Source organism: Pseudomonas sp. S11P7 (assembly GCF_023195435.1).
GTDB classification, from domain to species: Bacteria; Pseudomonadota; Gammaproteobacteria; order Pseudomonadales; family Pseudomonadaceae; genus Aquipseudomonas; species Aquipseudomonas fluorescens_G.
Window position 1 is genome coordinate 3,894,643 of sequence record NZ_JALPKS020000002.1, and the last position, 25,802, is coordinate 3,920,444.

The 25,802-nt window shown below is 61.0% G+C and carries 22 protein-coding genes; 8 read left to right on the forward strand and 14 right to left on the reverse strand.

Going from position 1 to position 25,802, the window contains the following annotated elements; genetic code table 11:
- Positions 1-40: 40 nt before the first annotated feature.
- From M0746_RS17910 to M0746_RS17950, 9 genes are all read right to left on the reverse strand, one after another.
- Positions 41-3,628 (reverse strand): glycosyltransferase, encoded by a 3,588-nt coding sequence (locus M0746_RS17910; protein ID WP_258450097.1) that lies wholly within the window; start codon positions 3,626-3,628, stop codon positions 41-43.
- Between the two features lie 108 nt (positions 3,629-3,736).
- A complete protein-coding gene (locus M0746_RS17915; protein ID WP_258450098.1) occupies positions 3,737-5,305 on the reverse strand; it encodes a flagellar hook-associated protein 3 in 1,569 nt (522 codons plus the stop codon).
- Between the two features lie 13 nt (positions 5,306-5,318).
- Positions 5,319-7,364 (reverse strand): flagellar hook-associated protein FlgK, encoded by a 2,046-nt coding sequence (gene flgK, locus M0746_RS17920; protein ID WP_208938263.1) that lies wholly within the window; start codon positions 7,362-7,364, stop codon positions 5,319-5,321.
- 25 nt (positions 7,365-7,389) lie between these two features.
- Positions 7,390-8,703 (reverse strand): flagellar assembly peptidoglycan hydrolase FlgJ, encoded by a 1,314-nt coding sequence (gene flgJ / locus M0746_RS17925; RefSeq protein WP_258450099.1) that lies wholly within the window; start codon positions 8,701-8,703, stop codon positions 7,390-7,392.
- A gap of 11 nt (positions 8,704-8,714) precedes the next feature.
- On the reverse strand, positions 8,715-9,803 hold the full coding sequence (locus M0746_RS17930; RefSeq protein WP_011333019.1) for a flagellar basal body P-ring protein FlgI: 1,089 nt from the start codon (positions 9,801-9,803) through the stop codon (positions 8,715-8,717).
- Positions 9,804-9,830: 27 nt separating this feature from the next.
- Complete coding sequence (gene flgH / locus M0746_RS17935) at positions 9,831-10,526, reverse strand: flagellar basal body L-ring protein FlgH (RefSeq protein WP_016771110.1); 696 nt, start codon at positions 10,524-10,526, stop codon at positions 9,831-9,833.
- 51 nt (positions 10,527-10,577) lie between these two features.
- Positions 10,578-11,363 carry a flagellar basal-body rod protein FlgG gene (gene flgG, locus M0746_RS17940; protein WP_090282324.1) on the reverse strand — a complete coding sequence of 262 codons (786 nt, stop codon included), beginning with the start codon at positions 11,361-11,363 and terminating at the stop codon, positions 10,578-10,580.
- A 45-nt stretch (positions 11,364-11,408) separates the two neighbouring features.
- Complete coding sequence (locus M0746_RS17945; RefSeq protein WP_203421190.1) at positions 11,409-12,149, reverse strand: flagellar basal body rod protein FlgF; 741 nt, start codon at positions 12,147-12,149, stop codon at positions 11,409-11,411.
- A 437-nt stretch (positions 12,150-12,586) separates the two neighbouring features.
- On the reverse strand, positions 12,587-14,152 hold the full coding sequence (locus M0746_RS17950; protein WP_208938266.1) for a sigma-54-dependent transcriptional regulator: 1,566 nt from the start codon (positions 14,150-14,152) through the stop codon (positions 12,587-12,589).
- Between the two features lie 288 nt (positions 14,153-14,440).
- Between M0746_RS17950 and phhA the strand changes: the two genes are divergently transcribed.
- The 6 genes from phhA (at position 14,441) to M0746_RS17980 (ending at position 18,924) form a co-directional block, all read left to right on the forward strand.
- Positions 14,441-15,232, forward strand: coding sequence for a phenylalanine 4-monooxygenase (gene phhA, locus M0746_RS17955; protein ID WP_208938267.1), 792 nt, complete (start codon positions 14,441-14,443; stop codon positions 15,230-15,232).
- A gap of 116 nt (positions 15,233-15,348) precedes the next feature.
- Positions 15,349-15,705, forward strand: a complete 357-nt coding sequence (locus M0746_RS17960; RefSeq protein WP_016771115.1) for a 4a-hydroxytetrahydrobiopterin dehydratase — start codon at positions 15,349-15,351, stop codon at positions 15,703-15,705.
- Positions 15,705-16,898, forward strand: a complete 1,194-nt coding sequence (locus tag M0746_RS17965) for an amino acid aminotransferase (protein ID WP_258450100.1) — start codon at positions 15,705-15,707, stop codon at positions 16,896-16,898. The genes M0746_RS17960 and M0746_RS17965 overlap by 1 nt, the downstream gene beginning before the upstream one ends.
- Before the next feature lie 341 nt (positions 16,899-17,239).
- On the forward strand, positions 17,240-17,371 hold the full coding sequence (locus M0746_RS17970; RefSeq protein WP_258450101.1) for a hypothetical protein: 132 nt from the start codon (positions 17,240-17,242) through the stop codon (positions 17,369-17,371).
- A 70-nt stretch (positions 17,372-17,441) separates the two neighbouring features.
- Entirely contained in the window at positions 17,442-17,624 is a 183-nt protein-coding gene (locus M0746_RS17975; protein ID WP_038364048.1) for a hypothetical protein, read from the forward strand.
- A 112-nt stretch (positions 17,625-17,736) separates the two neighbouring features.
- Positions 17,737-18,924, forward strand: coding sequence for an MFS transporter (locus M0746_RS17980; RefSeq protein WP_258451501.1), 1,188 nt, complete (start codon positions 17,737-17,739; stop codon positions 18,922-18,924).
- On the opposite strand, the gene arfB is transcribed toward M0746_RS17980, so the two are convergent.
- The gene (gene arfB / locus M0746_RS17985) at positions 18,921-19,334 is read right to left on the reverse strand and encodes an alternative ribosome rescue aminoacyl-tRNA hydrolase ArfB (RefSeq protein ID WP_208938270.1); all 414 of its coding nucleotides are present in this window, start codon (positions 19,332-19,334) and stop codon (positions 18,921-18,923) included. The two genes, M0746_RS17980 and arfB, sit on opposite strands and share 4 nt — an antisense overlap.
- 225 nt (positions 19,335-19,559) lie before the next feature.
- The gene (locus tag M0746_RS17990; protein ID WP_208938271.1) at positions 19,560-20,972 is read right to left on the reverse strand and encodes an amino acid permease; all 1,413 of its coding nucleotides are present in this window, start codon (positions 20,970-20,972) and stop codon (positions 19,560-19,562) included.
- An 894-nt stretch (positions 20,973-21,866) separates the two neighbouring features.
- Here M0746_RS17990 and M0746_RS17995 point away from each other — a divergent pair.
- Both M0746_RS17995 and M0746_RS18000 read left to right on the forward strand, forming a co-directional pair.
- Positions 21,867-22,004, forward strand: a complete 138-nt coding sequence (locus tag M0746_RS17995; protein WP_003222780.1) for a hypothetical protein — start codon at positions 21,867-21,869, stop codon at positions 22,002-22,004.
- A 72-nt stretch (positions 22,005-22,076) separates the two neighbouring features.
- Positions 22,077-23,042 carry a leucyl aminopeptidase gene (locus tag M0746_RS18000; RefSeq protein WP_258450102.1) on the forward strand — a complete coding sequence of 322 codons (966 nt, stop codon included), beginning with the start codon at positions 22,077-22,079 and terminating at the stop codon, positions 23,040-23,042.
- A gap of 123 nt (positions 23,043-23,165) precedes the next feature.
- Here the strand turns inward: M0746_RS18000 and rluB are convergent, their stop codons facing one another.
- The 3 genes from rluB to scpB all read right to left on the reverse strand — a co-directional run bounded on the left by rluB (position 23,166) and on the right by scpB (position 25,796).
- Complete coding sequence (gene rluB / locus M0746_RS18005; protein ID WP_090282313.1) at positions 23,166-24,386, reverse strand: 23S rRNA pseudouridine(2605) synthase RluB; 1,221 nt, start codon at positions 24,384-24,386, stop codon at positions 23,166-23,168.
- A gap of 142 nt (positions 24,387-24,528) precedes the next feature.
- Positions 24,529-24,720 (reverse strand): DUF1289 domain-containing protein, encoded by a 192-nt coding sequence (locus M0746_RS18010; RefSeq protein WP_090282312.1) that lies wholly within the window; start codon positions 24,718-24,720, stop codon positions 24,529-24,531.
- Between the two features lie 125 nt (positions 24,721-24,845).
- Positions 24,846-25,796 (reverse strand): SMC-Scp complex subunit ScpB, encoded by a 951-nt coding sequence (gene scpB, locus M0746_RS18015; RefSeq protein WP_258450103.1) that lies wholly within the window; start codon positions 25,794-25,796, stop codon positions 24,846-24,848.
- Positions 25,797-25,802 lie beyond the last annotated feature (6 nt).

Genomic DNA, 25,802 nt, shown 5'->3' on the forward strand with positions numbered 1-25,802 from the left:
CGACCCGAGAGATCGCCTTTCAATGAAGCCTTGCGACAGATCAATCCGCCAGCCAGCCGTATTCCCAGTGCCGCAGGTTATCGCCGCGCAGCACGTAGTCACGCAGCACCACCTCACGCAATTCATCGCCCATGCGATAGCTGGCATCCGGGTCAGCCAGATGCATGCGGATCGCCTGCAGCCATTCATCGGTCGTGTTGGTCTTGACCCGGGTGCACGGCAAGTAACCGCGATAGGCCTCGGTGTCGGTGCAGACCACCGGATAGCCGCAGGCGCCGTATTCCAGCAGGCGCAGGTTGCTCTTGCAGTCGTTGAAGATGTGGAACTCCAGCGGCGCCAAAGCCAGATCAAGGTTCAGGCTGGCCAGTTTTGCCGGATACACATCCAGCGGGATCACACCGTGAAATTCGTGCATGTACGGCAGCAAGTCATCCGGGCACATGCCGAAGAACACCCAGTCCACTTCATTCGCCAGTTCGCGGACCACGTCGGCGATCACCGCCAGATCGCCATGGTGACTGGTGCCGCCGCCCCAGCCGACACGCGGTTTTTTCGAGGTGCGGCGCTGGCTGCGCAGGTGCCCCCACAGATCCTTGGCCAACATGTTCGGCACCACGCGAATGTCGTGATGCATGTCCGACAGCGCGTTGGCCAGGGGCGCGGTAGAGACCACCACGCGATCGCACAGGCCGATCGCCCGGCGCACCATACGCTCCATGTCCGACTTGCCCGGCATATTGCGAATGTGCGCATTGCGATGGGGAACATCGATCACATAGTCGTCGAGCTCGAAAATCCGTCGGGCATTGAAGAATTTCTTCAGCGGCGGGATTTCATCGATGGCGTGCTCCGAGTAGCGCCCCTGCAGGACGATCACATCGGGCGCCTGGCGTTCGATATCAATGATCGACGGCAAGCCGTAACAGATGCGCCCTTCCACGCGGTTGGCTGCTTCCAGCTCGATCAGTGGCTGGCTCATACGGTAATGGCCGATGGCAGAGGCGTTGATCGGAACCGCGAGCACGTTCGGCAGTTGTGCCTTGGAGAAGGCTCTCCAGCCGGTACGCAGGCCTGGTTCGAGACTGAAGTTGGTGGCGCCTACGCCCTGCAACGTCAGGTTGACGTTATAGGCCGGATCGCGCGCAACCAGTGGCAGCCAGCGCTGATAAAAGGTGTCCTTTTCCTCGGCGTGCTGCGCTTCCTCTGCCGGCGTCGCCGCCGTACCTGGCCGCGCGCCCACCGCCAGTACGGCGTGCGGGTTCATCACCACCAGATAACCGTCGCGGCCAATGCGCAGACACAGATCCACGACATTGAGCGTTTGCTTGAAATCCTGCTCGTCCAGGCCGCCGGCCGCTTCGAATACCGATTTGCGAATCACCAGGCAATCGCCACCGACCGCGCTCAGGTCATGCACAGCCTGCAGCCGGTGCATATACCCATCCGACTGCATCGGCTGGCCGTAGAACGGCAGACCCGCCGGCCCGTTCAGACCCAGGATGAGACCGGCGTGCAGCACGCCACCGTCCGGGTTGAACAGCTTGGCGCCGACCACCCCGACTTCAGGACGTTGTGCATGATTGAGCAGTTCGTCGAGCCAGTCGGCCTGGGTGATCACCGCAAAGGCATTGAGCAGCAGCACATACTCACCGCGCGCCTGGCGTGCGGCGAAGTTGTGCACGGCAGCGACATTGTCCTTTTGCGCACACCGCAGCACGCGAATCCGGTCGCTGCCCAGCTGCGCCATGCCGTCAAGCCACGCCAGCGCTTCGGCGCTTTCGCTGCCGTTGTCGACCAGGAGCAATTCATACTCGGTGTAGGCGGTTTTCTCCAGCAGCGTTTCGACACAGCGCTGCAAGGCGGCAGTCTGGTCCTGAGTGACGATGATCACCGACACCAGAGGGCGCTGCGCGTGACGGTAGTCGACACGATTGAGCAGCCCGTTCTGGCGGATTTCATGAGCAATGCCGAGGCGCTGCAGATGCGCCTCGAGAATTCGCGGACTTTGCTCCAGCACACCAGGCTCGGTGAGCCATTGCGACAGGTCGAACTTGGACTCCAGCAGCACTTCAGCGACGTGGCCAATGACGTGCAGGCCATCGCTTTCGGCCATCCGCCAGAGCATGTCGTGTGGCGCCAGTTCGGCGAATGTTGGCGCAAACCCACCGAGCGCGAGGAAGCGTTCGCGCTGGAATGCCAGCGCTCGCCCGACGTATGGATAACTGCGCATGAGGTCGAGGTTGAAGTCCGGTTTGAACGCCGGTTCCGCCGATTCGCCGTCGCGCAGGCTGCCTTCATCACTGTACAGACACGTCAGCGACCGCGAATGCGCGATGCGATCGGCCATCACCAGCAATGCCGGCGCCACCGGGCGATCTCCCGGTTGCAGCAGATAGAACCAGTCGGCGCCTTCGAGTTGCGGCAACAGCGTATTGATCTGCTCCAGACCATCATCCTGCAACGGCATGTGGAACACTCGATCCTGCAGCTGCGCTTCGGTACAGGCTACGGACAGCACCAGCACCAGCTCCGGCGGATAGTCCTGGGCAGCGAGCGCTTGCAGAGTGCGCTCGAGACCGTCGCGGCTACCCTGCGCATCAATGACGATCGGCACGATTCTCGGCTGCTGCGGCCAGCCCGCAAGGGTCTCCGGCAACCATTTTCGCTGCGTCTCGGTCAGCACCCGACATGCCAGCCACTGTGCATAGAGCTCGCCGAAACTGAAGCTGTCGACACCCACGCCCATTTCCTGGCGGCTTTGCTTGGTACCCAGCGTACGGCTCAGTGGCAGTTCGTCCCAAACGCGCGGCGACTCATCGGCCTTGGTCAGTCGCACATAGCGAACCCAGCCCTTCGCGGGTGCCGACTCGCCGCTGCGCACTTTGAGCATTTGCGAAAGCCACTCGCGCTCAACCTCGGCAGCATCCTTCATCGGTTGCTGCGCGCTCAAACGCTCAGGGTAAAGTCGCTCGGCGCTCAGAACATTGTTGGACGTCACCATGTTGCCGCGTCGCAGCAGACAGACATACAAGGCAAAATCCAGGGTCGCAACGAAGCATGCACCCTCTTCAGTGAGCGCCGGCAACAGTTCGGCGACATCGGCACGCCGGAACAACGCACTGCTGAAGCCGCCGAGGACATTGACCGGGAACTTCTCGAAAATGCTCAGCACATCGTCGCCTTTGAGCAAGGCGCTCACGGGTGACAGCGAGCTGTTTTCCAAACGGGCCGGCAGAATGATGTCGTTGGCGTCCCACAGCAGCCGCTGAGCGATCACCAGACTGACTTCTTCGCGCTGTAACTCATGGGCCTGCTGTTCGATGCAGGCCGAATAGAGCAAGTCATCGTCACACAGGAATTTGATGAACTCGCCGCGCGCCTGTTCGAGGCAGACCTTCAGATTGCCCACCAGCCCCAGGGTCTGCGGATTGCGAACGTAGCGTACCTGGACCCCGGTTTGCTCGATGACCAGGCTGACGATGTCCTTGATCTCGTCACCACGACTGTCATCGCACACGACGATGTCCAGATTGCTGTACGTCTGGCTGACGGCACTGTTCAACGTCCGCTCGAAAAAGCGCGGATTGAACGCAGGAATGGCAATGCTGACGAGGGGGAGTGAATTCACGGCGGGCTCACAGGCGGTGCGAGCCCGCTCGGAAAAGCGAGCCCTTGATACCGCAAAAATCATTAACAGAGGGACAAGGTCAGCGGGCGCTCGCACGCCCGCCCACCGTCAGATCTTGTTGAACAGACCCAACTGGCTGATCTTGCTGAACGCCAGTTGCGAGGCTTGCAGCATGGTCTGCTGCAAGGTCAGGCGCGTCATGACTTCGGCCGGATCGGAATCACGGATCGAGCCTTGGGTCGTGGTGTTCGCTGTGCTCAGGCTGTCGTTGGTGATGGCTTGCATGTCCAGTGCCTGACCGCGCGCACCGATGGTGGTGACGGCGGTGCCGATCTGATTGGCGGCGGCGTCGATGTTGCCGAGGCCCGCCTCCATGGCGCCCTGCAGTTTCTGCTTGGCAACCGGATCGCCATCGACCGGGGTGTTCAGCGCCGTGATCATCTGGCCCAGGGTGTCGAGCACGTTCTGGGTCTGGTGATTGTTCGGCTGAATCGAGAACTGATCGCCCGTCGCTGGTGCACCGCCGAGTGCGAAGGTCACACCGGCAGCAGTCGCGTTGCCACCGACCACGGTGCCCGACGATACCGGCTTGCTGTCAGCCGTCACCGGCGCTGCGTACAGATCGAAATCGGTCGCGCTGGTGAACTTGAGGACTGCACCGCCCTGCGGGAATGCGGCGGTGTAAGCGGCCTGGTCGGTGATGGACGAACCGGTGATCACCGACGTCGAGGTATTACCCGGGCTGCGCGTGGTGGTGAACGAATCAGGCGTGCTCGACAGCTGGAAGCTGTGCCCGGCAATGACTGCATCCGGGTTGGTGTCGCCGGCCTTGAGGTTGACGTTCAACTTGAGGTCGACGCCACGGAAACTGACGGTCTGGTTGGCGCCGCTGCTGTTGCTGATCAGGCCGTTCTGGCTGGCTTCGGCAGTGACGTCATTACCCAGGGCATCGGTGATTTTCAGCTGGGTGCTGCTGACAAAATCGATGGTATACGGCTGGCCGGCGGTGAATTTGGCGTCGTAGCTGGCAGCAGTGCCAACAGTGCCGTTGGACAGCACGACACGGCCGTCATCCACAGCGGGCGCGGTCATTTTGGTGTTGGTGCGACCGGTGTTGATGGTCTGCTGGAAGGCGTCCCAACCGGTGGTGTTGGTGCCGACAGTCATGCCGTCGCCAATGCCCAGATTGATGGTGGTCTGGTCGCCGTTGTAAGTGAAAGTGCCGTCGGCATTTTTCGAGTAGGGCGCGGTGTCGGTTTTCGAGCCGGAGAACAGGTAGTTGCCGTTGGCGTCCTTGGCGTTCATCAGGCCCAGCACTTGTTGCTGGATCTCGCCCATTTCCGAAGCGTAAGCCTGGCGGTCCTTGTCGGTGATCGTGCCGTTGTTGGCAGCCAGCGCAAGCTCTTTGGCACGCGCCAGCGCCGTGGTGATCGAGTCCAGCGTGGACTCTTGCACGTTCAGCGCACTTTTGGTGGTGTCGACGTTGGTCTTGTACTGATCAAGCATCGCGGCCTGCTGGCCCAGTTGCAGCAAGCGCCCGGCGCCGATCGGATCATCCGCCGCGGTGTTGATGCGCTGCAGGCTGCTCGCCTCGCTGGCGGTGGCAACGGCCTTGTTGAAGTTACGCTGATAGTCCGAAGCTTGCGTTCCGTAATACTGAGCGGTGGAAATGCGCATGAATTACGACTCCTTAAAGGCTGTTGATCAGCGTGGCGAAAGTTTCCTGCGCAGCTTTGATGATCTGCGAAGACGCTGTGTAGTACTGCTGGTATTTGACCAGGTTGCCGGTTTCTTCATCCAGGTTGACCCCGGACAACGAATCGCGAGCGCCCTTGGCGTTATCCAGAATCGCGCTGGTCGCAGCGCTGTCGGACTTGCCCTGGGCGGTCTTGGTACCGACGTTGGTCACCAATTTGTTGTAGGCGTCAGTCAGGCTGATGCCCTTGCTCGCCGAGCCGGTGTCGACGCTTTGTGCTGTTTGCAGACCGACCAGCGCTTGCGCGTTACGGTTGTCCGAAGACGCCGCACCGGTCAGGTTCATGGTGAAGGTCTCGCCGGATTTCGGCGTGCCGCCCACGGTGGTCTGCACGGTGAAGGTTTTCTGCACGTTCGGCGTGACGGTCGTATCCATCACCGGGTTGCCGCTGGCATCGACGATGCCGACTTTCAGATTCAGGGTGTTCGACTGGCCAGGCACGATGGTGCCGGTGCCCAGAGTACCGCCCTTGGCATCCACCAGAGTGTACGACTGGCTACCGCCGCTGGCCGCGCCGAATACCAGTTTGACCGGCGTCGAATTCTTCAGCGCCGCCTGCATGTCGGCCTGAGCGGTCGGGTTGTAGATGTCGATCTTGTCGCTGAGCGTCGGCTGGGTGTAAGTGCCCAGACCGTTGGCGCTGGCCACGCCGGTCAAAGGACCTGCGGCGGCGATTTTCTTCGGATCGGTCAGCACTGTCTGAATGCTCGCCGCCGCGTTACGGGTCGGCGTGACCTTGAACGAGTCACCGGCGCTCAACGCACCGCCGTTCAGAGCGAGGGTGAAACCGTCGATCACGGGTGGCGGGTTGGTCGTGGTGCTGAACGCGCCCATGTCGGTGCCGTCGGAACGCTTGACGGTGTAGTCGGTAGCGCTGGTGAACGTGACCTGATAATCGCTGGTGGTCAGCTTGCCGGTGTCCTTGATCGTCACATCGAGGTTGCCGGAACCGGCGCTGTTGCCATCTTTGGCAATGCTGCGCTGGCTGATCAGCGCGGCACTGTTGATGTTGTTGAAAATCGCCGCGCCGAAATCACCGTTCTTGTCGATGCCCTGAGCTTGCTGGCGGTTGATCTGATCGGCGACCACCAGGGCCACTCGGCCCAGCTCATTGAGCGACGGGTCAAGGACTTCCTTGCGATAGGTCAGCAAGCCACCGATTTCGCCACCGCTGATCACCGAGGTGATGTCGATGGTGCTCGAACCGCGGTCCATCTGAATGGCCATGCGCGACGGATCGTCTTTGCTGGCGACCATGCTCAGGGTGTTGGTGGTGTTGCCGATCACCAACGGCTGGCCGCTGCCGACGTAGATATCGAAACTGGTGCCGCGCTCAACCACTTGGGCGCCGGTCAGCACCGACAGTTGGCGCACGGCTTCGTTACGGCTGTCGAGCAGGTCGTTCGGCGCACCGCCGCTGGTGGAGATCTCGCCGATCTTCTGGTTCAGGTTGGCGATCGAGGTCGCCAGCTTGTTCACCTGGGCGGTCATGTCGCCCAGGCTGCCGTTGATCGTGGTGTTCTGGTCGTTGAGTTGCTTGGCGATGGTATTGAAACGACTGCTCAGCGCCTGCGCACCGGTCAGCACCGATTGGCGCGAGGTGTCATCGGTGGCCGAGGTCGACACGCCCTGCAGCGAAGTGAAGAACTTCTGCAGCACGCCGGTCAGGCCGGTGTTGGTGTCCGAGAGCATCGCGTCCAATGGCGTGGCCTGGGCCAGGAACGACGCGGCTTCGCTGTCCAGCGACGTCGCGGTGTGCAACTGGCTTTCCAGGTACGAGTTGTACACCCGGCGCACGTCGGCCAGGGTCGTGCCGGTACCGATGAACACGGTGCCGTACTGCTGCGACGACTTGGTGCCCTGTACGGTTTGCTGACGCGAATAACCGGCGGTATCGACGTTGGCAATGTTGTTGCCTGTCGTAGCCAGAGAGGACTGGCTGGCCGACAGTCCCGACATCCCGATATTGAGCAAACTCATGGTTCAGACCTTATTACCTGGTGCCTTATAAAGGCGTGGTGGAGACACCCGCCGCAGCGTAGTTTTCGAAACTGTTCATCTGCTTGGCAATTTGCGAAATCTTGTTGGCGTAGTTCGGGTCGGTGGCGTAACCGGCCTTCTGCAACTCGCGTACAAACTGTTCTGGGTTATCGGCCGACTTCAGCACTTCTTGATAGCGATTGTTGCTCTGCAGCAACGTCACCAGATCGTGGAAGCTGTCCTTGTACGAGGCGTAGGAACGGAACTCGGCCGTCTCCTTGACCATCGCACCGTTGCGGAACTCGCTGGTGATCGCCCGGGCCGAATCGCCCTTCCAGTTGCTGCTCGCCTTGATGCCGAACAGGTTGTGGCTGCTGCTGCCGTCCTGGGCGCGCATGACCGATTTGCCCCAGCCGGTTTCCAGCGCCGCCTGGGCCACCAGATAACGCGGATCGACGCCGATGCGGTCGGCGGCTTCCTTGGCCATCGGCAGCATGGTGTTGACGAATTCGTCGGCCGAGCTGAAAGCCTTTTTCGGCGGCGCCAGCGGAATCTGCGCCATGGCGCGACCGTAGACCTGCATCTGCCCGCCAGCGGCGGCTTTCTGCTCTTCGGCGCGGGCCAGCCAGTCGCCGTTGTACAGCGGGCCGGAACCACCGATCGCCGGGGTCGCGGCACGTTGTGGCAAGGCGTTGTTCGCCAACGCTGCCGTCGCTGCAGTTGCCGGCGCGGATGGCACCAGCCCGGCGAGCAAACGATCAGCCAGTTTCGGCGGCAAAGCCAGACGACGCTGATTGATCAATTGCATGTCGTTGCGGTGGGAAATATCGGTATTCGGCGCATTCACCGAACGCGACGCCCACAACGGCCGCTCGCCATTGAGTCGCGACAACGGGCCGTTGGTAGCAACGGTACCGGCGGCAATCGGTGTCGGCACGGCGGCCGCCTTGGCCAGCGCTTCCTGCTGCTTGGCGGCGGACGCGGCGGCAGCCTCACCCGGGGCCATCGGTTTGTTCTTCGACATCTGCCGGATCAGCACGTCGGCCAGGCCAATGCCACCGCCCTCGCGGGACATGGAAACCGCCAGTTGCTGGTCGTACATTTCCTGATACTGCTTGGCAGCCGGCGTGTTCAGCGGGTTGTCCTGGCCGAGCGCATTGGTGGCCGAGCGCATCGACTTGAGCATTTCGCCAAGGAACAGCGATTCGAATTCCTGCGCAACCTTGCGCATGTTTTCGTCACTGTTCTTGTCACCGACCTTGAGCTGGTTCAAACGATTGAGGTCGGAGTACGAACCCGAATCGCTGCTGCTGACCAGACCGCTTTTGCGCATATCCATGGTGGCCGGCCTCAGATCACGATCAGGTCGGCTTGCAACGCGCCGGCCTGCTTCAGGGCTTCGAGGATGGCCATCAGGTCACCCGGTGCGGCGCCAACCTGATTCACCGCGCGCACGATCTCGTCGAGGGTGGTGCCCGGGCCGAACTTGAACATCGGCTTGGCCTCTTGCTCGGCATTTACACGTGAACGCGGGACCACAGCAGTCTGGCCGTTGGACAACGGGCCCGGCTGACTGACGATCGGGTCTTCGGTGATGGTCACGGTGAGGCTGCCGTGGGTCACGGCGGCCGGCGAGACTTTCACGTTCTGGCCGATAACGATGGTGCCAGTACGCGAGTTGATGATGACTTTCGCCACTGCCTGACCCGGATCGACTTCGAGGTTTTCCAGGATCGACAGGTAGTCGACGCGCTGGCTCGGATCGAGCGGCGCAGTGACGCGGATCGAGCCGCCATCGATGGCTTGGGCGACGCCAGGGCCAAGCATATCGTTGATCTTGTCGACGATGCGCTTGGCAGTGGTGAAATCGGAGCGGTTGAGGTTCAGCGTCAGGCTGTTGCCCTGGTTGAAACCACTCGGCACCGAACGCTCCACCGACGCACCGCCAGGGATACGACCGGCCGACGGAACGTTGACGGTGATCTTCGAACCGTCGCGACCCTCGGCATCGAAACCACCGACCACCAGGTTGCCCTGGGCGATCGCATAGACGTTGCCGTCGATACCCTTGAGCGGCGTCAGCAGCAAGGTGCCGCCACGCAGGCTCTTGGAGTTACCGATCGAGGAAACGGTGATGTCGACTTGCTGACCCGGCTTGGCGAACGCCGGCAGATCGGCACTCACCGACACCGCCGCGACGTTCTTCAACTGCACGTTGCCCGATCCCGGCGGCACCTTGATGCCGAACTGCGAGAGCATGTTGTTGAAGGTCTGCAGGGTGAACGGGGTTTGCGTCGTCTGGTCACCGGTGCCGTTAAGCCCGACCACCAGGCCGTAACCGATCAACTGGTTGGAACGCACGCCGGAAATGCTGGCGATGTCTTTCAGCCGCTCGGCGTGGGCACCGAAGGCTGCCGACATCAACGCGGCAGCCAGCATCAGGTGTTTGAATTTCAAAGTCGCCACCTAGAAAGGGAACAGCGGGCTGAGGAAGAAACGGTCGAACCAGCCTGGCTGACTCGTATCGGCAAACGCGCCGGTACCCGAGTAGGTGATGCGTGCATCGGCAACGCGAGTCGACGACACGGTGTTGTCGGTGGCGATGTCATCGGCGCGGACCATGCCGGCGATGCGCACCAGTTCGTCACCGGTGTTCAGGGTCAGCCACTTCTCGCCCCGCACGGCGATGATGCCGTTGGGCAACACATCGGCCACGGTCACGGTGATCGAACCGGTCAGGCTATTGCTTTGCCCGGACTTGGCGTCACCCTTGGTCGAACGGTCAGCGCTGTAGCCGGCATTCAGGCTCAGGTCGCCACCACCGATCGGGTTGTTAGTGGTCAGGCTGGAGCCGAACAACGAGGTCAGACCGATGCTGTTGTCGCTGTTCTTGTCCATCTGCGAGTTGGCATTCTTGCTCGCCTGGGTGCGCTCGTTCAGGGTGATGGTGATGATGTCACCCACCCGGAACGCCTTGCGGTCGCTGTACAGGTTCTGCTCGAAACCGGCCTGATAGATCGAGCCGTTATTGGCGGCAGCCGGCAGCGGTGTGCGCGGCAACACCGGGGCGTAATACGGGTCATTGGGCTTGGGCGTCGGGGCGACGCAGCCCGCGAGCGAGACGACCCCACTCAATGCCAGAACAGATACAAAGCGCTTCATGACCCTACCTCACGGTGTTGCTGGCGACCTCAGGCCGCCCCATAGACTTGATTACAGATTCTGCGTTACGAACGAGAGCATCTGGTCGGCGGTGGAAATCACCTTGGAGTTCATCTCGTAGGCGCGCTGAGTGGTGATCATGTTGACCATCTCTTCAACGGTGCTGACGTTGGAGGTTTCCAGGGTGTTCTGCAGCGTGGTACCGAAACCGTTCAGGCCCGGAGTACCGACTTGCGGTGCGCCGGAAGCGGCGGTTTCCAGGAACAGGTTGTTGCCTACCGCTTGCAGACCGGCCGGGTTGATGAAGTCGGCGGTTTGCAGGTTGCCGATCACCTGGGCAGCCGGGTTGCCGGCAATGGTCACCGAGACGGTGCCGTCGCGGCCAACGGTGAAGGTCTGCGCGTCGTTCGGAATGACGATCGCTGGCTCCAGCGCGAAGCCGCTGGCGTTGACGATCTGGCCATTGGAATCGAGGTGGAAGGTACCGTCGCGGGTGTACGAAGTGGTGCCGTCCGGCTGCAGGATCTGGAAGAAACCGCGACCGTCGATGGCCATGTCCAGCGGCTGCTCGGTGGTTTGCAGGCTGCCGGCGGTGAAGTTTTTCTGCGTGCCGACAATGCGCACACCAGTACCCACTTGCAGACCCGACGGCAGTTCGCTGTCCTGGGTCGACTGGGCGCCAGGCTGACGCTTGATCTGATAGAGCAGGTCCTGGAACTCGGCGCGATCACGTTTGAAACCCGTGGTCGAAACGTTCGCCAGGTTGTTGGAAATGGTGGTCAGGTTGGTGTCCTGGGCGGACAGACCGGTTTTGGCAACCCATAGAGCCGGAAGCATTCGATTCTCCTCGTGCGCCTGTTTTACGGCGCGACGTTCTGATAATTAGCTGATCTGCAAGACCCGAGCCATGGCCTGGTCGTCGTCTTTGGCGGTGTTCATCATCTTGACGTGCAACTCGAACTGCTTGGCCAGCGCCAGCACCGAGGTCATCTCTTCCACGGCGTTGACGTTGCTCGACTCAAGGAAACCCGAGACCAGTTTGACGTTGGCATCGGCCGGCGCCGGTTGGCCGTCCTTGGTGTAAATCGAGCCGTCGAGGCCTTTGTTCATGTTCTTGATGTCGGGGTTGACCAGTTTGATCCGGTCGACTTCAGCCATGACCCGTGGGCCCTCGCCCATCGCCCGAATGCTGATGGTGCCGTCTTCGCCGACTTCGATCTGCTGCTCGGGCGGTACGGCGATCGGACCGCCATTGCCCATTACCGGCATACCGTTGCCGGCACGCAGCACGCCGAGAGCATCGACGTTGAGACTGCCGGTGCGCACGTAGCTTTCGCCGCCGTTGGGGTTCTGCACGGCGATCCAGCCATTGCCGCTCACGGCGACGTCGAGGTCACGGCCGGTCTGCACCAGCGAGCCTGGGGTGAAGTCGGTGGCGGGCCGTTCGCTCATGGCAAACGCACGCGCCGGAAAGCTGTCACCGAACACCGGCATCGAACGCGCCTGCTCCAGGTCGCGCTGAAAACCGTTGGTGGAGATGTTCGCCAGGTTGTTGGCATGCGCCCGCTGCGCCAGTGCGTTCTGGCTGGCGCCGGTCATTGCCACATAAAGGTACTTGTCCACACTCTTTCCTCTGCATGCCGGACGTTTGCCGCCCACCGCTGTACTGCTGAGCCATAAGCAATTAGCAGACCAACTTTTTATTGGCGGTGCGAGGCCCGGTAAACAAAGGACTTGAGGGTTTTGCGGGGCAAATTTGAAATGTATCGAAGACGAAAAACCGGCGGTGTCCTGCCGGTGGGTGGCAACCTTTGGCATCAGGCAACGGCGGCCACCCTCATCGCGAGCAGGCTCACTCCTACAGTTGACCGCGTTCGTTCAGATGAAGCTCGGTTCATTGTAGGAGTGAGCCTGCTCGCGATGAGGCCATCATAGCCAACGCAACTTCCGGCTCTGATCGTTCCCACGCTCTGCGTGGGAATGCAGCCCGGGACGCTCTGCGTCCCGACAGCGGACGCAGAGCGTCCATTGAGGCGTTCCCACGCGGAGCATGGGAACGATCACGTGCTGCCCGACTCTTTGCCGACTTCGTACTCACGCAGTTTGTTAGCAATCGTCGTGTGCGAAACGCCGAGCCGCTTACCCAACTGCCGGCTGCTCGGATGTTCTGAATACAAGCGCTCCAGCACGGCTTTCTCGAAGCGCCCGACGATCTCGTCAAGATTTCCATCAAGGGAAAAATCGCCAAGCGGCTGACGCACGCCGTAATCCGGCAGGCGAATATGCTCCGCCTTGACCTTACCGCCGTCACACAGCGACACCGCCTGGAACAGCACGTTCTCCAGCTGCCGCACGTTGCCCGGCCAGTGGTAATGACTGAGCCGGTCCATCGCCGCCGGCGCCAGTTTCGGCAGCGCGCAACCGATCTGCCGGCTGGCCTGATCAAGGAAATGTTCGACCAGCGGCGTCAAGCCATCGAGGCATTCGCGCAGCGGCGGAATGTGCAGCGACAGCACGTTCAAGCGGTGATACAGATCCTGACGAAACTCGCCGCGCGCACACAACTCGGACAAGTCCACCTGCGTCGCGCAGATCACCCGCACATCCAGATAAACCTCCTCGTCACTGCCGACCCGGCGGAAGCAGCCGTCCTGCAAAAAGCGCAGCAGCTTGACCTGCAAGCGCGGGCTCATTTCGCCGACGCCGTCGAGAAACAGCGTGCCGCCGGCGGTCAGCTCAAGCAGGCCGAGTTTGCCTTCGGCGCGCGCGCCTTCGAAAGCGCCGGGGCCGTAGCCGAACAGCTCGGTCTCGGCCATCGACTCCGGCAGCCCGGCGCAGTTGAGCGCCATCAGCGGCGATTGCCCGCGCGGACTGGCGAGGTGGCAGGCGCGCGCGAGCAATTCCTTACCGGTGCCGGTTTCGCCTTCTATTAATAGCGGTGCATCGAGAGGCGCCATGCGCCGCGCCTCACGGACCACAGCCGCCATGACTTTCGAGCTCTGAAAGATGCTGTCGAAGCCGCGCAATTCCTGTTTACGCACGTTATAGATGCGCTCACCGACGCGATCCGCGCGATGCAGCGTCAATACCGCACCGGCCATGGCCTCGCTGTCGTCGTGTTCCGATTGCAGCGGCGCGATGTCGGCCAGAAAGACGTCGCCCTTGACCTTGACGCGCATGCCGTTGATTCGCGATTTGTTGGCGCGCACCAGTTCCGGCAAGTCGAAATCTTCGGCGTAACGCGACAGCGGAATGCCCGGCACCTCGTCGACGCGCACGCCGAGCAACTGCGCCGCCGCGCGGTTGGCCGCGACGATCGAACCGCCCATGTCGATCGACAGCACCGGAAACTCCAGCGCCCCGAGCAACGCGTTCAACTCCATATGCCGGCGCTCGCTGGGCATCAACCCGACCCGCTTGACGCCGAACACCCCGCCAATCGCCTCAAACTTCGGCCGCAGCGCCTGGAACTGAATGTTGATCAGGTTCGGGCAGTGCAGATAGATCGCATTGCCATGCTCACCACCGACCTCACCGCGCGCGACGTTGATGCCGTAAGCCACGAGCAGGTTGAGAATGTCGCGCAGGATGCCGATGCGGTTCTGGCAGTGGACTTTGATGCGCATAAAAAGAGGCCCGGTTGAACGAAGAGAAACCTGTAGGGGAACAGCGCACGACTTTCTGTCGAGGCGAGCAATTTGTTGTCAAGATTATGTGACAGACAACGCCCTTTTCAAACCCGCCAATCGCCGCAGATGCGACTTATCCGGCAAAGCGTAACGATTATTTTACGAATTGAAGAGAAATTTCCTACGCACAAGCGTTTCAACCTGCTGCACATCCACACGCTCCCGGGTAATCCTCTGTCTATCGCTGGACATAACAAAAACGAATTCCCCTAGCAGGAGAGCAGCATGAAGCAGACGCAATACGTGGCTCGCGAGCCCGATGCGCAAGGTTTTATCGACTACCCCGCCGAAGAACATGCGGTGTGGAACACGCTGATCACTCGCCAGTTGAAGGTGATTGAAGGTCGCGCGTGCCAGGAGTACCTGGACGGTATCGAAAAACTCGGTCTGCCCCACGACCGCATCCCGCAGCTCGGCGAGATCAACAAGGTGCTCGGCGAAACCACCGGCTGGCAGGTCGCGCGCGTGCCGGCGCTGATTCCCTTCCAGACGTTTTTTGAATTGCTCGCCAGCAAGCAGTTTCCCGTCGCCACGTTTATCCGTACCCGCGAAGAACTGGACTACCTGCAAGAGCCGGACATCTTTCACGAGATCTTCGGGCACTGTCCGCTGCTGACCAACCCGTACTTCGCTGAATTCACCCACACCTACGGCAAGCTCGGCCTGCAAGCGACCAAGGAAGAACGCGTGTATCTGGCGCGCCTGTACTGGATGACCATCGAATTCGGCCTGGTCGATACGCCGCAAGGCAAACGCATCTACGGTGGCGGCATTCTGTCGTCGCCCAAAGAAACCGTTTACTGCCTGTCAGACGAGCCTGAGCATCAAGCTTTCGATCCGCTCGAAGCGATGCGCACGCCTTACCGTATCGACATTCTGCAGCCGTTGTATTTCGTCCTGCCCAACCTCAAGCGCCTGTTCGACGTCGCCCATGAAGACATCATGGCCATGGTGCGCCAAGGCATGCAGCTGGGCTTGCACGCGCCAAAATTTCCGCCAAAACCCAAAGCCGCCTGAACCGCGACTTTTGCTGACAATTGCGCCTGTGCGTCGCCGCCACTTTGGTTTAGCGTGACGGTACCGACGGGCGCACACCCTTGAATAAAAAACACACTCGATTTCAGGAACCGACCATGTCCACTTTGAACCAAGCCCACTGCGAAGCCTGCCGCGCCGATGCGCCACAAGTCAGCGATGAAGAACTGCCGATCCTGATCAAGCAGATCCCTGACTGGAACATCGAAGTCCGCGACGGCATCATGCAGCTGGAGAAAGTCTTCCTGTTCAAGAACTTCAAGCACGCGCTGGCATTCACCAACGCCGTCGGCGAAATCTCCGAGGCTGAAGGTCACCACCCGGGCCTGCTGACCGAATGGGGCAAAGTCACCGTGACCTGGTGGAGCCATTCGATCAAAGGCCTGCACCGCAACGACTTCATCATGGCCGCGCGCACTGACGAAGTGGCCAAGACCGCAGAAGGACGCAAGTAATGCACTTCGACGCCATCGGCCGGGTGCCCGGCGACCCGATCCTCGGCTTGATGGAGGCTTACGCGCAGGACAGTAATCCGCGCAAGTTCGACCTCGGCGTTGGCGTCTACAAGGACGCCCAAGGCCTGACGCCGATTCCCGAGGCGGTAAAAATGGCTGAAGCGCGGCTGGTCGACAGCCAGGACACCAAGACCTACATCGGTGGCCACGGCAATCCGCTGTTCGGCAAGGTCATCAATGAGCTGGTGCTTGGCGCCGACTCGAAGCTGATCGCCGAACAGCGCGCCGGCGCCACGCAGACACCGGGCGGCACCGGTGCCTTGCGCCTGGCAGCCGACTTCATCGCCCAGTGCCTGCCGGGCAAAGGCGTGTGGCTGAGCAACCCGACCTGGCCGATTCACGAAACCATTTTCGCTGCGGCCGGGGTCAAGGTCAGTCACTACCCGTACGTGGGCAGCGACAACCGCCTCGACGTCGAAGCGATGCTCGCCGTACTCAAGGAAGCGCCAAAGGGTGATGTGGTGCTGCTGCATGCGTGCTGCCACAACCCGACTGGTTTCGACCTCAGCCATGACGACTGGCAGCGCGTGCTTGAGATCGTGCGCAGCCGCGATCTGTTGCCGCTGATCGACTTCGCCTATCAGGGCTTTGGCGATGGCCTGGAGCAGGACGCGTGGTCGACCCGGTTGTTCGCGACGCAAGTGCCCGAGTTGCTGATCACCAGCTCCTGCTCGAAAAACTTCGGCCTGTACCGCGACCGCACCGGGGCGCTGATCGTCTGCGCGAAAAGCGCGGACAAGCTGATCGACATCCGCAGCCAACTGGCCAACATCGCCCGCAATCTGTGGTCGACGCCGCCGGATCATGGTGCTGCGGTGGTCGCGACGATCCTTGCCGATCCGGAGTTGAAAGCGCGCTGGGCCGATGAAGTGGAAGCCATGCGCCTGCGCATCGCGCAACTGCGCAGCGGTTTGGTCGAAGCGCTGGAACCGCACGGTTTGCGCGAGCGTTTCGCGCATATTGGCGTGCAGCGCGGGATGTTCTCCTACACCGGCCTGTCGCCGGAGCAAGTCAAGCATCTGCGCGAGCGGCACAGCGTGTACATGGTCAGTTCGGGCCGGGCCAACGTCGCCGGCATCGACGCCACCCGCCTCGCCTTGCTCGCCGACGCCATCGCTGACGTCTGCAAATAACCTCGCTGACAGAGAGGGGACGCAGAGCGTCCCGGGCTGCATTCCCACGCGGAGCGTGGGAACGATCAAACACCGCAATGACTGATCGTGCCCATGCTCCGCGTGGGAACGCCTCTTCGGACGCTCTGCGTTCGGCTTTGAAAGGGACGCAGAGCGTCCCGGGCTGCATTCCCACGCAGAGCGTGGGAACGATCAAACACCGCACTCTCTCGCCCCTGCGGCCATCTGTCGCATTAATTTGAATTAAAAGTCTGATTGTCATTTTTCCTGCTGTATCCTGCGCAGGCTTTGTAAAGCGCGGAGCACCTGATCTATCAACAGACTTAGCGAGGAGCGCAACCATGCACGAGATTCCTAATCTCCCCTTCCCAAGCCTGCACGTACCTGAGCAGACGACCCCGCAACACGCCGGCGCCGAAAAGCCCGAGCCGCAAGAAGCCGCTGACAGCCGCAAAGCCGACAGCGAAGCGTAAGACCCGCCGTACAGACCGTGTGGAAAGCGCTAACATGCGCTTTCCACACTGCCTGAAACCCGAGCCCGCCATGACCGACGAATTCTCCGAAAGCCAAGCCGCCGTCCTGATCGGTGCGACCGAGAAAATGATCGACATCTGGAACCGCCTCTCCCCGGAGAAACAGGCTGCCCTGCTCGCACGTTTCGGCAGTGAAGAAAACGCCCTCGCCGCGTTGGTCACCACCCAACTGGTCGCCCCAGCCAAGTCCTGAACGCGCCGCCCGGCAAATAGTTTTACTTTTCCCCGCCTCTGATCGGTTCACGCCGGTATCATGAGCAGCCTATCTAATCTGCTGCTCCCGTGGATCGTTACTCATGTCGTCTATACCCGCGCCCCAGCGCCCACTGGCGGTTACGCTGCAAGTCGTTTCCATCGTCCTTTTCACCTTTATCGGCTACCTGAACATCGGCATTCCACTGGCGGTGTTGCCCGGTTACGTGCACAGCGACCTCGGTTTTGGCGCGGTGATCGCCGGGCTGGTGATCAGCGTGCAATACCTCGCCACCCTGCTCAGCCGCCCGTACGCTGGCAAGATCATTGACAACCAGGGCAGCAAGCGTGCGGTGATGATCGGTCTGGCCGGGTGTGGCTTGAGCGGTGTGTTCATGCTGCTCTCGGCATGGACGCAAAGCCTGCCGCTGTTCAGCCTGATCAGCCTGTTGATCGGCCGCCTGGTATTGGGCAGCGCCGAGAGTCTGGTCGGTTCCGGCTCGATTGGCTGGGGCATCGGCCGCGTCGGTGCGGCCAACACGGCCAAGGTGATTTCCTGGAACGGCATCGCCAGTTACGGCGCGCTGGCGATCGGTGCGCCGTTCGGCGTCTGGCTGGTGGGCCAGTTGGGGCTGTGGAGCATGGGCGTCAGCATCATCCTGCTGGCCCTGCTCGGCCTGGCGCTGGCGTGGCCGAAAACCGCCGCGCCGATTGTTGCCGGTGAGCGCCTGCCGTTCATCCATGTGCTGGGCAAAGTCTTCCCCCATGGCTGCGGCCTGGCGCTGGGCTCGATCGGTTTCGGCACCATCGCCACGTTCATCACCCTGTATTACGCAACGCAGCATTGGGACAACGCGGTGCTGTGCCTGAGCCTGTTCGGCGCCAGCTTCATTGGCGCGCGGCTGCTGTTCGGTAATTTGATCAACCGCCTCGGTGGGTTCCGCGTGGCGATTGCCTGCCTGTCGGTAGAAACCCTCGGGTTACTGCTGCTGTGGATCGCACCGGATGCACACTGGGCGCTGGCGGGGGCGGCGTTGAGCGGATTTGGCTTCTCGCTGGTGTTCCCGGCGCTGGGCGTCGAGGCGGTGAATCTGGTGCCCGCCTCAAGCCGTGGCGCGGCGGTCGGCGCTTACTCGCTGTTCATCGATTTGTCGCTGGGGATTACCGGGCCGCTGGCCGGGGCGATTGCCGCAGGGTTCGGCTTTGCGTCGATCTTTCTGTTTGCTGCGCTCGCCGCGCTGAGCGGGCTTGGCTTGAGTGTCTATCTGTACAAGCACACCGCGAAATACCGCGAGGACTAGAAGTCGATCTTGCCGCGCCCGGCCTTGATGTCGCCGCGCTTGGACTTGGATTCGAGCCGGCGCTTCTTCGAGCCGAGGGTCGGCTTGGTCGGACGGCGTTTCTTTTCCACTTTGGTCGCACTGAGGATCAACTCGACCAGCCGCTCCAGCGCATCGGCGCGATTGGCTTCCTGGGTGCGATATTGCTGCGCCTTGATGATCAACACGCCCTCGCTGGTGATGCGACTGTCACGCAGCGCCAGCAAACGTTCCTTGTAGAACTCGGGCAGCGATGAGTTGGGAATGTCGAAGCGCAGGTGCACGGCACTCGACACCTTGTTGACGTTCTGCCCGCCGGCGCCTTGCGCACGGATGGCCGTCAGCTCGATCTCGGCATCGGGCAGATGCACGTTGTTGGAAATCACCAGCATGGAAAAGCGTCCGTATTCAGAGGGTGCAGGATAACCTGAAACAGCTCTCAAGCCAGACGCAGATCCCTGTAGGAGTGAGCCTGCTCGCGATAGCGGTCTATCAGTTACATATTTGTCGACTGACACACCGCTATCGCGAGCAGGCTCACTCCTACAAGGGGTTGTGTAAGGCTGAAAACAACAAACCCGGCACATTGGCCGGGTTTGTTGTTTATGCGCGCGCGGTTATTTCGCGGTTGCAGGCAACGCGGTTTGCGCACTGCGCTTGTTCTTGATCAGGTAGCAGACCCACATGAACACCACCCACACCGGAATCGCGTAGACCGAGATCTGAATCCCCGGGATCAGCAGCATCACGCCGAGGATGAACACCACGAACGCCAGGCAGACGAAGTTGCCGTACGGGTACCAGAGCGCCTTGAACAGCGGCGTCTGCCGGGTCTGGTTCATGTGCTGACGGAATTTGAAGTGCGAGAAACTGATCATCGCCCAGTTGATCACCAGCGTCGCAACCACCAGCGACATCAGCAGTTCCAGCGCATGTTGCGGGATCAGGTAGTTGAGCAGCACGGCGACCAGGGTCACCGCCGCCGACGCCAGAATCGAACGCACCGGCACGCCGCGCTTGTCGATCTTTGCCAGACCCTTCGGCGCATCGCCCTGCTCGGCCATGCCCAGCAGCATGCGGCTATTGCAGTAGGTGCCGCTGTTGTACACCGACAACGCCGCGGTCAGCACGACGAAGTTGAGGATGTGCGCGGCGGTGTTGCTGCCGAGCATCGAGAACACCTGCACGAACGGGCTGCCGCTGTACGAATCGCCCGACGCATTGAGGGTTTCCAGCAGGCTGTCCCATGGCGTCAGCGACAACAGGATCACCAGCGCGCCGATGTAGAAAATCAGGATGCGGTAGATCACCTGATTGATCGCTTTCGGGATCACGGTTTTTGGCTTGTCGGCTTCGGCTGCGGTAAAGCCGAGCATTTCCAGACCGCCGAAGGAAAACATGATGATCGCCATGGCCATCACCAGACCACTGACACCGTTGGGGAAGAACCCGCCGTGGGACCACAGGTTAGTGACAGAGGCCTGCGGGCCGCCATGGCCGCTGACCAGCAGGTAGCTGCCCAGGGCAATCATGCCGACAATCGCCACGACCTTGATGATCGCGAACCAGAACTCCGCCTCACCAAAGACCTTGACGTTGGCCAGGTTGATCGCATTGATCAGCACGAAGAATGCCGCCGCCGAAACCCAGGTCGGGATGTCCGGCGCCCAGTAGTGAATGTATTTGCCGACCGCAGTCAGCTCGGACATGCCCACCAGAATGTACAGAATCCAGCAGTTCCAGCCCGACAGGAAGCCGGCGAAACCGCCCCAGTATTTGTGCGCAAAATGGCTGAAGGAACCGGCCACCGGCTCTTCAACGATCATCTCGCCCAACTGGCGCATGATCATGAAGGCGATGAAGCCGCAGATGGCGTAGCCGAGGATCATCGACGGGCCAGCGGATTTCAGCACCCCGGCCGAGCCGAGGAACAATCCGGTACCGATCGCGCCACCGAGGGCGATCAGTTGAATGTGGCGATTTTTCAGGCCGCGTTTCAGCTCGCCTGACTGCGAGGGTTGTCCACTCATGAAAAAGGTCTCACGCAAGGTTTGATGGTGTGCAGTAGACGTTGCTGCAAGGTTGCGATTTCAGGCAGCCCCGATCAAACCCCAGCGCAGGCACCAGGAGTTCAGCTTGTTTACAACGGTCATGCGTCACCTGCTTGTTTTTATCTGTGACGAAATCGAACCCGGCACGCTTGTGGCGCGACGGAGTGAACAAGGCGGGTAGCCTTGAGATTTGCGCGATTACGCAGAGGGTCACAGTTAAAACGCGGCGCATTGTACACCGCTAACCCCCTGCTGCCAGACTCCGCTGGATCAGCGTGTCGGTTGCCGGGATTGCGTGTGTCCGCCCCGGGACATTCGGGCGGCTGCAAAAATTGAGTCAGGCCTTTGCAGACCATCGGCGTGGACGAGGAAAAAACCGTCCCACGGAAAGGAATGGAGATCAGTCACGGCGTTCATTGCGCCTCCTTCTTGTTATGCACCTGCACGACAGGCATGGGCCGCATATCACCTTGCCTGCGCCGCTGAAACAAGCGCGCCAGAGCCTTGCGCGGCCCCCGGCGGGACGGCGTTCGGCAGGTTGTCCTTACAGCGCTTCGCTTGCTGATCATTCAGGCGGTTTGGCGCTGATTTTCGTAAATATTCCCTGACAGGGCGTAACGCAAAGCTTCCATTTCAGAACAATCCGTAGGACGTCTGCAAATTGACGGTAGCTAGCTTGCTAATGAAATCGGCCTTGCAGTTTTTTGTTTTCAAACAAGAAAAACCGCCGTTAAAAACAGAACAAAAAGTCTATTTAAAAATTAAATGGATAATTTTTTGCATTACAAAAGCCGCTGAACTAGGTTTTTCACGTCTTGCCGGCCACCTCGACCGGCCAGTCATAAACCGTGAAAGTCATCTAGGAGATCGACCATGCAAGCACTGGAAAAAGACTTGGATACCGAACTGCAACTGGACGAATGGTTTGAAGCACCGACCCATGAGGCCGCCGTGGAAATGATGCAAGCCGATGCGGTCGTGCCGTTCGGCACGGCGATGTGGCCTCTGTAAGACATCCCCGGGCAGGCACGGTCCGGCCGGTCGTGTCTGCCGCTTCATTTCCCGGTCAGTCAGGGAGGACTCATGGACAAGCCCCGCGCCATCTCGCATTTCCTTTACTACCTCGAACATCACCCTGCCCTTGCCGGCCTTGATTCGGCAAAGGTATTGCTCGGCCACACCGCCGATTACGAAGCCCTGACCGGTGCCATCGCCGAACAGGCCGGCGAGCATCCGCGCTTTCGCTTCAGCGCCCGCCGTCTGGACCTGGAAAGCACCACAGCGCTGGCCGAGGCGATTGCCGACAGCGATCTGTACATTTTCTTCTACGACTCTTCGACTTTGCCCAACCCGCGCCCCGACGGCCCGGAATTCGTCCGCGCGCTGCAAGCGGTGATGGCGCAAAACTGGAAGAAGTCGCTGCTGTTCAAGGATTACGGCGATTATTTCTACGACACCTTCAGCGTCACGCCACAGCGTATCGCCGGGCTCAATAGCCATTTGATCCAGCGCATGTCGCAGGCGACGACGCTGAGTTTCAAGGACGACGACGGCTCATGGTTTGAAACGCCGCTGAGCAGCATCAAGAAATGGACCGACATCAACGGCGTCGGCAACTTCGACCTGGCCCCTGGCGAGATCGCCACGCACAGCGAAGCCATCAACGGCCACGTGAAATTCAAGGGCACCTTCCTCAGCACCATTCCGTTTGCGCGCAAGTACGGCGTGCTCGAATCCCCCCTGGAGCTGTGGATCGAAAACTCGACCATCAGCCGCATCGCCACTGACGTGCCGGGGCTGGAGCATGATTTCAACAAATACCTCGACGCCAACCCGTCGAACCGACGGATTGAGGAGTTGGGGATTGGCACCAATGAAGGCGTGAAAGACCTGTACGCGCGCAATGCCGGGTTTGAAGAGCGGCATTGCGGCCTGCACCTGGGCCTGGGTGGCGGGGCCAAGGGCAGTCATCACCTGGACCTGATCTTTTCGGGTGGGGTGTTGGCACTGGATGACAAACCGGTGTTTGATGGGCGATTTGTGTTTTAAGAGCAGCTGCAAGCGGCAAGTTTCAAGCCGCAAGCACAAAGCAAAAATCAAGAGCAAAAAAACGCCAACCTCAAAGGTTGGCGTTTCTACTTGCAGCTTGCAGCTTAAAACTTGCAGCTGTCTTTATTCCGGCTTGCGACGACCGAAACCCGGACGCTGACCGGAACCTGCCGGGGCGCCACGGCGCTTGCCCGAAGGCTTGTCGCCGTCGACCAGTTTGATCCCGGGACGCTTCGGCGCCGGTTTGGCCGGGCGCTTGTTGGTGGTGTCCGCCGGACGATCCGCCACTGGCGTACCGCGACCGGCCGGTGCACGACCTTCGCCACGCTCGGTACGACCATTGGCCGGACGCGGTGCGCGCTCGCCGTCACGGGCCACTGGCTTGCGACCTGGGCGCTCGCCTTCGATCTGCGGCTCACGGCTCGGGCGCGGCGCGGTGGGCGCGCCAGCGGCAGGACGCAGGGTGCGCACGCGCTCGGTCTTGGCCATCGGCCGCGACGATTTACGCTGCATGCGTTCCAGTTTGTCCTTGCTCTTGGCGTTCAACTGCGGCATCGCCACCGGGGTCAGGCCGACCTCAGCGCTGAGCACGTCGACTTCGTACTGGCTCATTTCGCGCCAGCGGCCCATCGGCAGGTCGGAGTTGAGGAACACCGGACCGAAACGCACGCGCTTCAGGCGGCTGACCACCAGACCCTGGGATTCCCACAGACGACGCACTTCACGGTTACGCCCTTCCATGACCACGCAGTGGTACCAGTGGTTGAAACCTTCGCCGCCCGGTGCCTGTTGAATGTCGGTGAAACGCGCCGGGCCGTCTTCCAGCACCACGCCGGCTTTCAGACGCTCGATCATCTCGTCGTCGACTTCACCGCGTACACGCACGGCGTACTCGCGGTCCATCTCGTAGGACGGGTGCATAAGGCGGTTGGCCAGTTCACCGTCGGTGGTGAACATCAGCAGACCGGTGGTGTTGATGTCGAGACGACCGATGTTGATCCAGCGGCCTTCTTTCGGACGTGGCAGCTTGTCGAACACGGTCGGACGGCCTTCCGGGTCGTCACGGGTGCAGATTTCGCCGTCGGGCTTGTTGTACATGATCACGCGGCGGACCGACTCGGCGGCTTCTTCGCGCTTGATCACCTTGCCATCAATGGTAATGGCGTCATGCATGTCGACGCGCAGGCCGAGGGTGGCGTCTTTGCCATTGACCTTGATGCGGCCCTGGCTGATCCAGGACTCGACGTCACGGCGCGAGCCGACGCCGATACGCGCGAGGACCTTCTGCAGCTTTTCGCCTGCAGGGCCGATTTCCTGGTCGTCTTTCTGATTGATGTCACTCATCTGGGCACCTCCCGGTGTGGTCTGTTCAGGCGGCGCCTGAAGCATTGGAATCTGGTCTTCGGCCGAAGGGATCGGCGAAGGGTCGCGAATCATACGCGGATGTACGGCATTGCGCATCAGAGACTAGCTGATCGATCGCCGGTTATTTGTTTTTCCGCCGACCGGCACCGCGCAGTTTGATCAGGCGCAACGCGGCTTCGGCGAGCACAGTGCGCTTGTCGTCCTTGTCGAGTTTTTTCCAGGCCTTGATCTCACGCTTGCTGCGGCCACAGCCGAGGCAGATGTCGTCGGAGAATTTGCACAGGCTGATGCACGGGTCTTTGGTGGAACTCATCATCCTCTCCAGAACACATCAAACCCTGTGGGGGCGGGCTTGCCCGCGATAGCGGAGTGTCAGTCAACATCATTGGGTCTGACCCACCGCAATCGCGGGCAAGCCCGCTCCCACAGAGATTTGCATCAGTCCTCGAATTCGCGCCGTTCAGCTTCGATGGCTTCGGCCAGTGCGCGGGCTTCGGCTTCTTCTTCGCTGAGTTCCGGTTCCGGCTGTTCGAGGGCCGCGACAGCGTCCAAGAGTTTCTCGCGGGCCTCGGCGACACCCAGAACGTCGTCTTCAGCTTCGGCTCCAGGCTCGGCTTCGAGTTCAACGTCGGGGGTCGGCGCTGGCTCGCTGAGCGATGCTTCGCCATCCACGGCATCGCGCAGCAAATCATCGAAGTCGGTCTTGATCCCCTCCTCCATGCTGTCCAGTTCCAGCAGCAGGCTGTGGAAACTGGTTTCCTCTTTTTCTTCTTCCGGCTCGGCACTGGCGTCGGCCAGTTCCTGCAGACTCTGCGGCACCGGCGCGTCGTCGAAATCGAGAACTGGTTCGGCTTCCATCTCGCGCAGTTCGGCCAGCGGCGGCAGGTCTTCGAGGTTCTTCAGGTTGAAGTGATCAAGAAACGCCTTGGTGGTGGCGAACATCGCCGGTTTGCCCGGTACGTCGCGGTAGCCGACGACGCGGATCCACTCACGCTCGAGCAGGGTTTTGGTGATGTTGCTGTTGACCGCCACGCCACGCACGTCTTCGATCTCGCCACGAGTAATGGGCTGACGATAGGCAATCAGCGCGATGGTTTCGAGCAAGGCGCGGGAATAACGTTGCGGGCGCTCTTCCCAGAGTCGGCCAACCCACGGTGAGAATTTTTCGCGGATCTGCAAGCGGTAACCCGATGAGACTTCCTTAAGCTCGAAGGCGCGGCCCTCGCAGGACTTGCCCAGCAGGGTCAGGGCTTTCTTGAAGACTGCGGGTTCCGGCCGCTCGCCTTCTTCGAACAGTTCATACAGGCGCTCAAGCGATTGCGGTTTTCCCGAGGCCAACAGAAAGGCTTCAAGCAGGGGCGCCAGCTCGCGGGGTTCAGTCAGGTTCATACAAGG

What these genes read in the sequence shown, in the direction of transcription:
- M0746_RS17915 (WP_258450098.1), bottom strand. Translation starts at nt 5,305, where the DNA reads ATGCGCATTTCCACCGCTCAGTATTACGGAACGCAAGCTTCGGACTAT.
- flgK (WP_208938263.1), bottom strand. Translation starts at nt 7,364, where the DNA reads ATGAGTTTGCTCAATATCGGGATGTCGGGACTGTCGGCCAGCCAGTCC.
- flgJ (WP_258450099.1), bottom strand. Translation starts at nt 8,703, where the DNA reads ATGGATATGCGCAAAAGCGGTCTGGTCAGCAGCAGCGATTCGGGTTCG.
- M0746_RS17930 (WP_011333019.1), bottom strand. Translation starts at nt 9,803, where the DNA reads ATGCTGGCTGCCGCGTTGATGTCGGCAGCCTTCGGTGCCCACGCCGAG.
- flgH (WP_016771110.1), bottom strand. Translation starts at nt 10,526, where the DNA reads ATGAAGCGCTTTGTATCTGTTCTGGCATTGAGTGGGGTCGTCTCGCTC.
- flgG (WP_090282324.1), bottom strand. Translation starts at nt 11,363, where the DNA reads ATGCTTCCGGCTCTATGGGTTGCCAAAACCGGTCTGTCCGCCCAGGAC.
- M0746_RS17950 (WP_208938266.1), bottom strand. Translation starts at nt 14,152, where the DNA reads ATGCGCATCAAAGTCCACTGCCAGAACCGCATCGGCATCCTGCGCGAC.
- phhA (WP_208938267.1), top strand. Translation starts at nt 14,441, where the DNA reads ATGAAGCAGACGCAATACGTGGCTCGCGAGCCCGATGCGCAAGGTTTT.
- M0746_RS17960 (WP_016771115.1), top strand. Translation starts at nt 15,349, where the DNA reads ATGTCCACTTTGAACCAAGCCCACTGCGAAGCCTGCCGCGCCGATGCG.
- M0746_RS17965 (WP_258450100.1), top strand. Translation starts at nt 15,705, where the DNA reads ATGCACTTCGACGCCATCGGCCGGGTGCCCGGCGACCCGATCCTCGGC.
- M0746_RS17970 (WP_258450101.1), top strand. Translation starts at nt 17,240, where the DNA reads ATGCACGAGATTCCTAATCTCCCCTTCCCAAGCCTGCACGTACCTGAG.
- M0746_RS17975 (WP_038364048.1), top strand. Translation starts at nt 17,442, where the DNA reads ATGACCGACGAATTCTCCGAAAGCCAAGCCGCCGTCCTGATCGGTGCG.
- arfB (WP_208938270.1), bottom strand. Translation starts at nt 19,334, where the DNA reads ATGCTGGTGATTTCCAACAACGTGCATCTGCCCGATGCCGAGATCGAG.
- M0746_RS17990 (WP_208938271.1), bottom strand. Translation starts at nt 20,972, where the DNA reads ATGAGTGGACAACCCTCGCAGTCAGGCGAGCTGAAACGCGGCCTGAAA.
- M0746_RS17995 (WP_003222780.1), top strand. Translation starts at nt 21,867, where the DNA reads ATGCAAGCACTGGAAAAAGACTTGGATACCGAACTGCAACTGGACGAA.
- M0746_RS18000 (WP_258450102.1), top strand. Translation starts at nt 22,077, where the DNA reads ATGGACAAGCCCCGCGCCATCTCGCATTTCCTTTACTACCTCGAACAT.
- rluB (WP_090282313.1), bottom strand. Translation starts at nt 24,386, where the DNA reads ATGAGTGACATCAATCAGAAAGACGACCAGGAAATCGGCCCTGCAGGC.
- M0746_RS18010 (WP_090282312.1), bottom strand. Translation starts at nt 24,720, where the DNA reads ATGAGTTCCACCAAAGACCCGTGCATCAGCCTGTGCAAATTCTCCGAC.
- scpB (WP_258450103.1), bottom strand. Translation starts at nt 25,796, where the DNA reads ATGAACCTGACTGAACCCCGCGAGCTGGCGCCCCTGCTTGAAGCCTTT.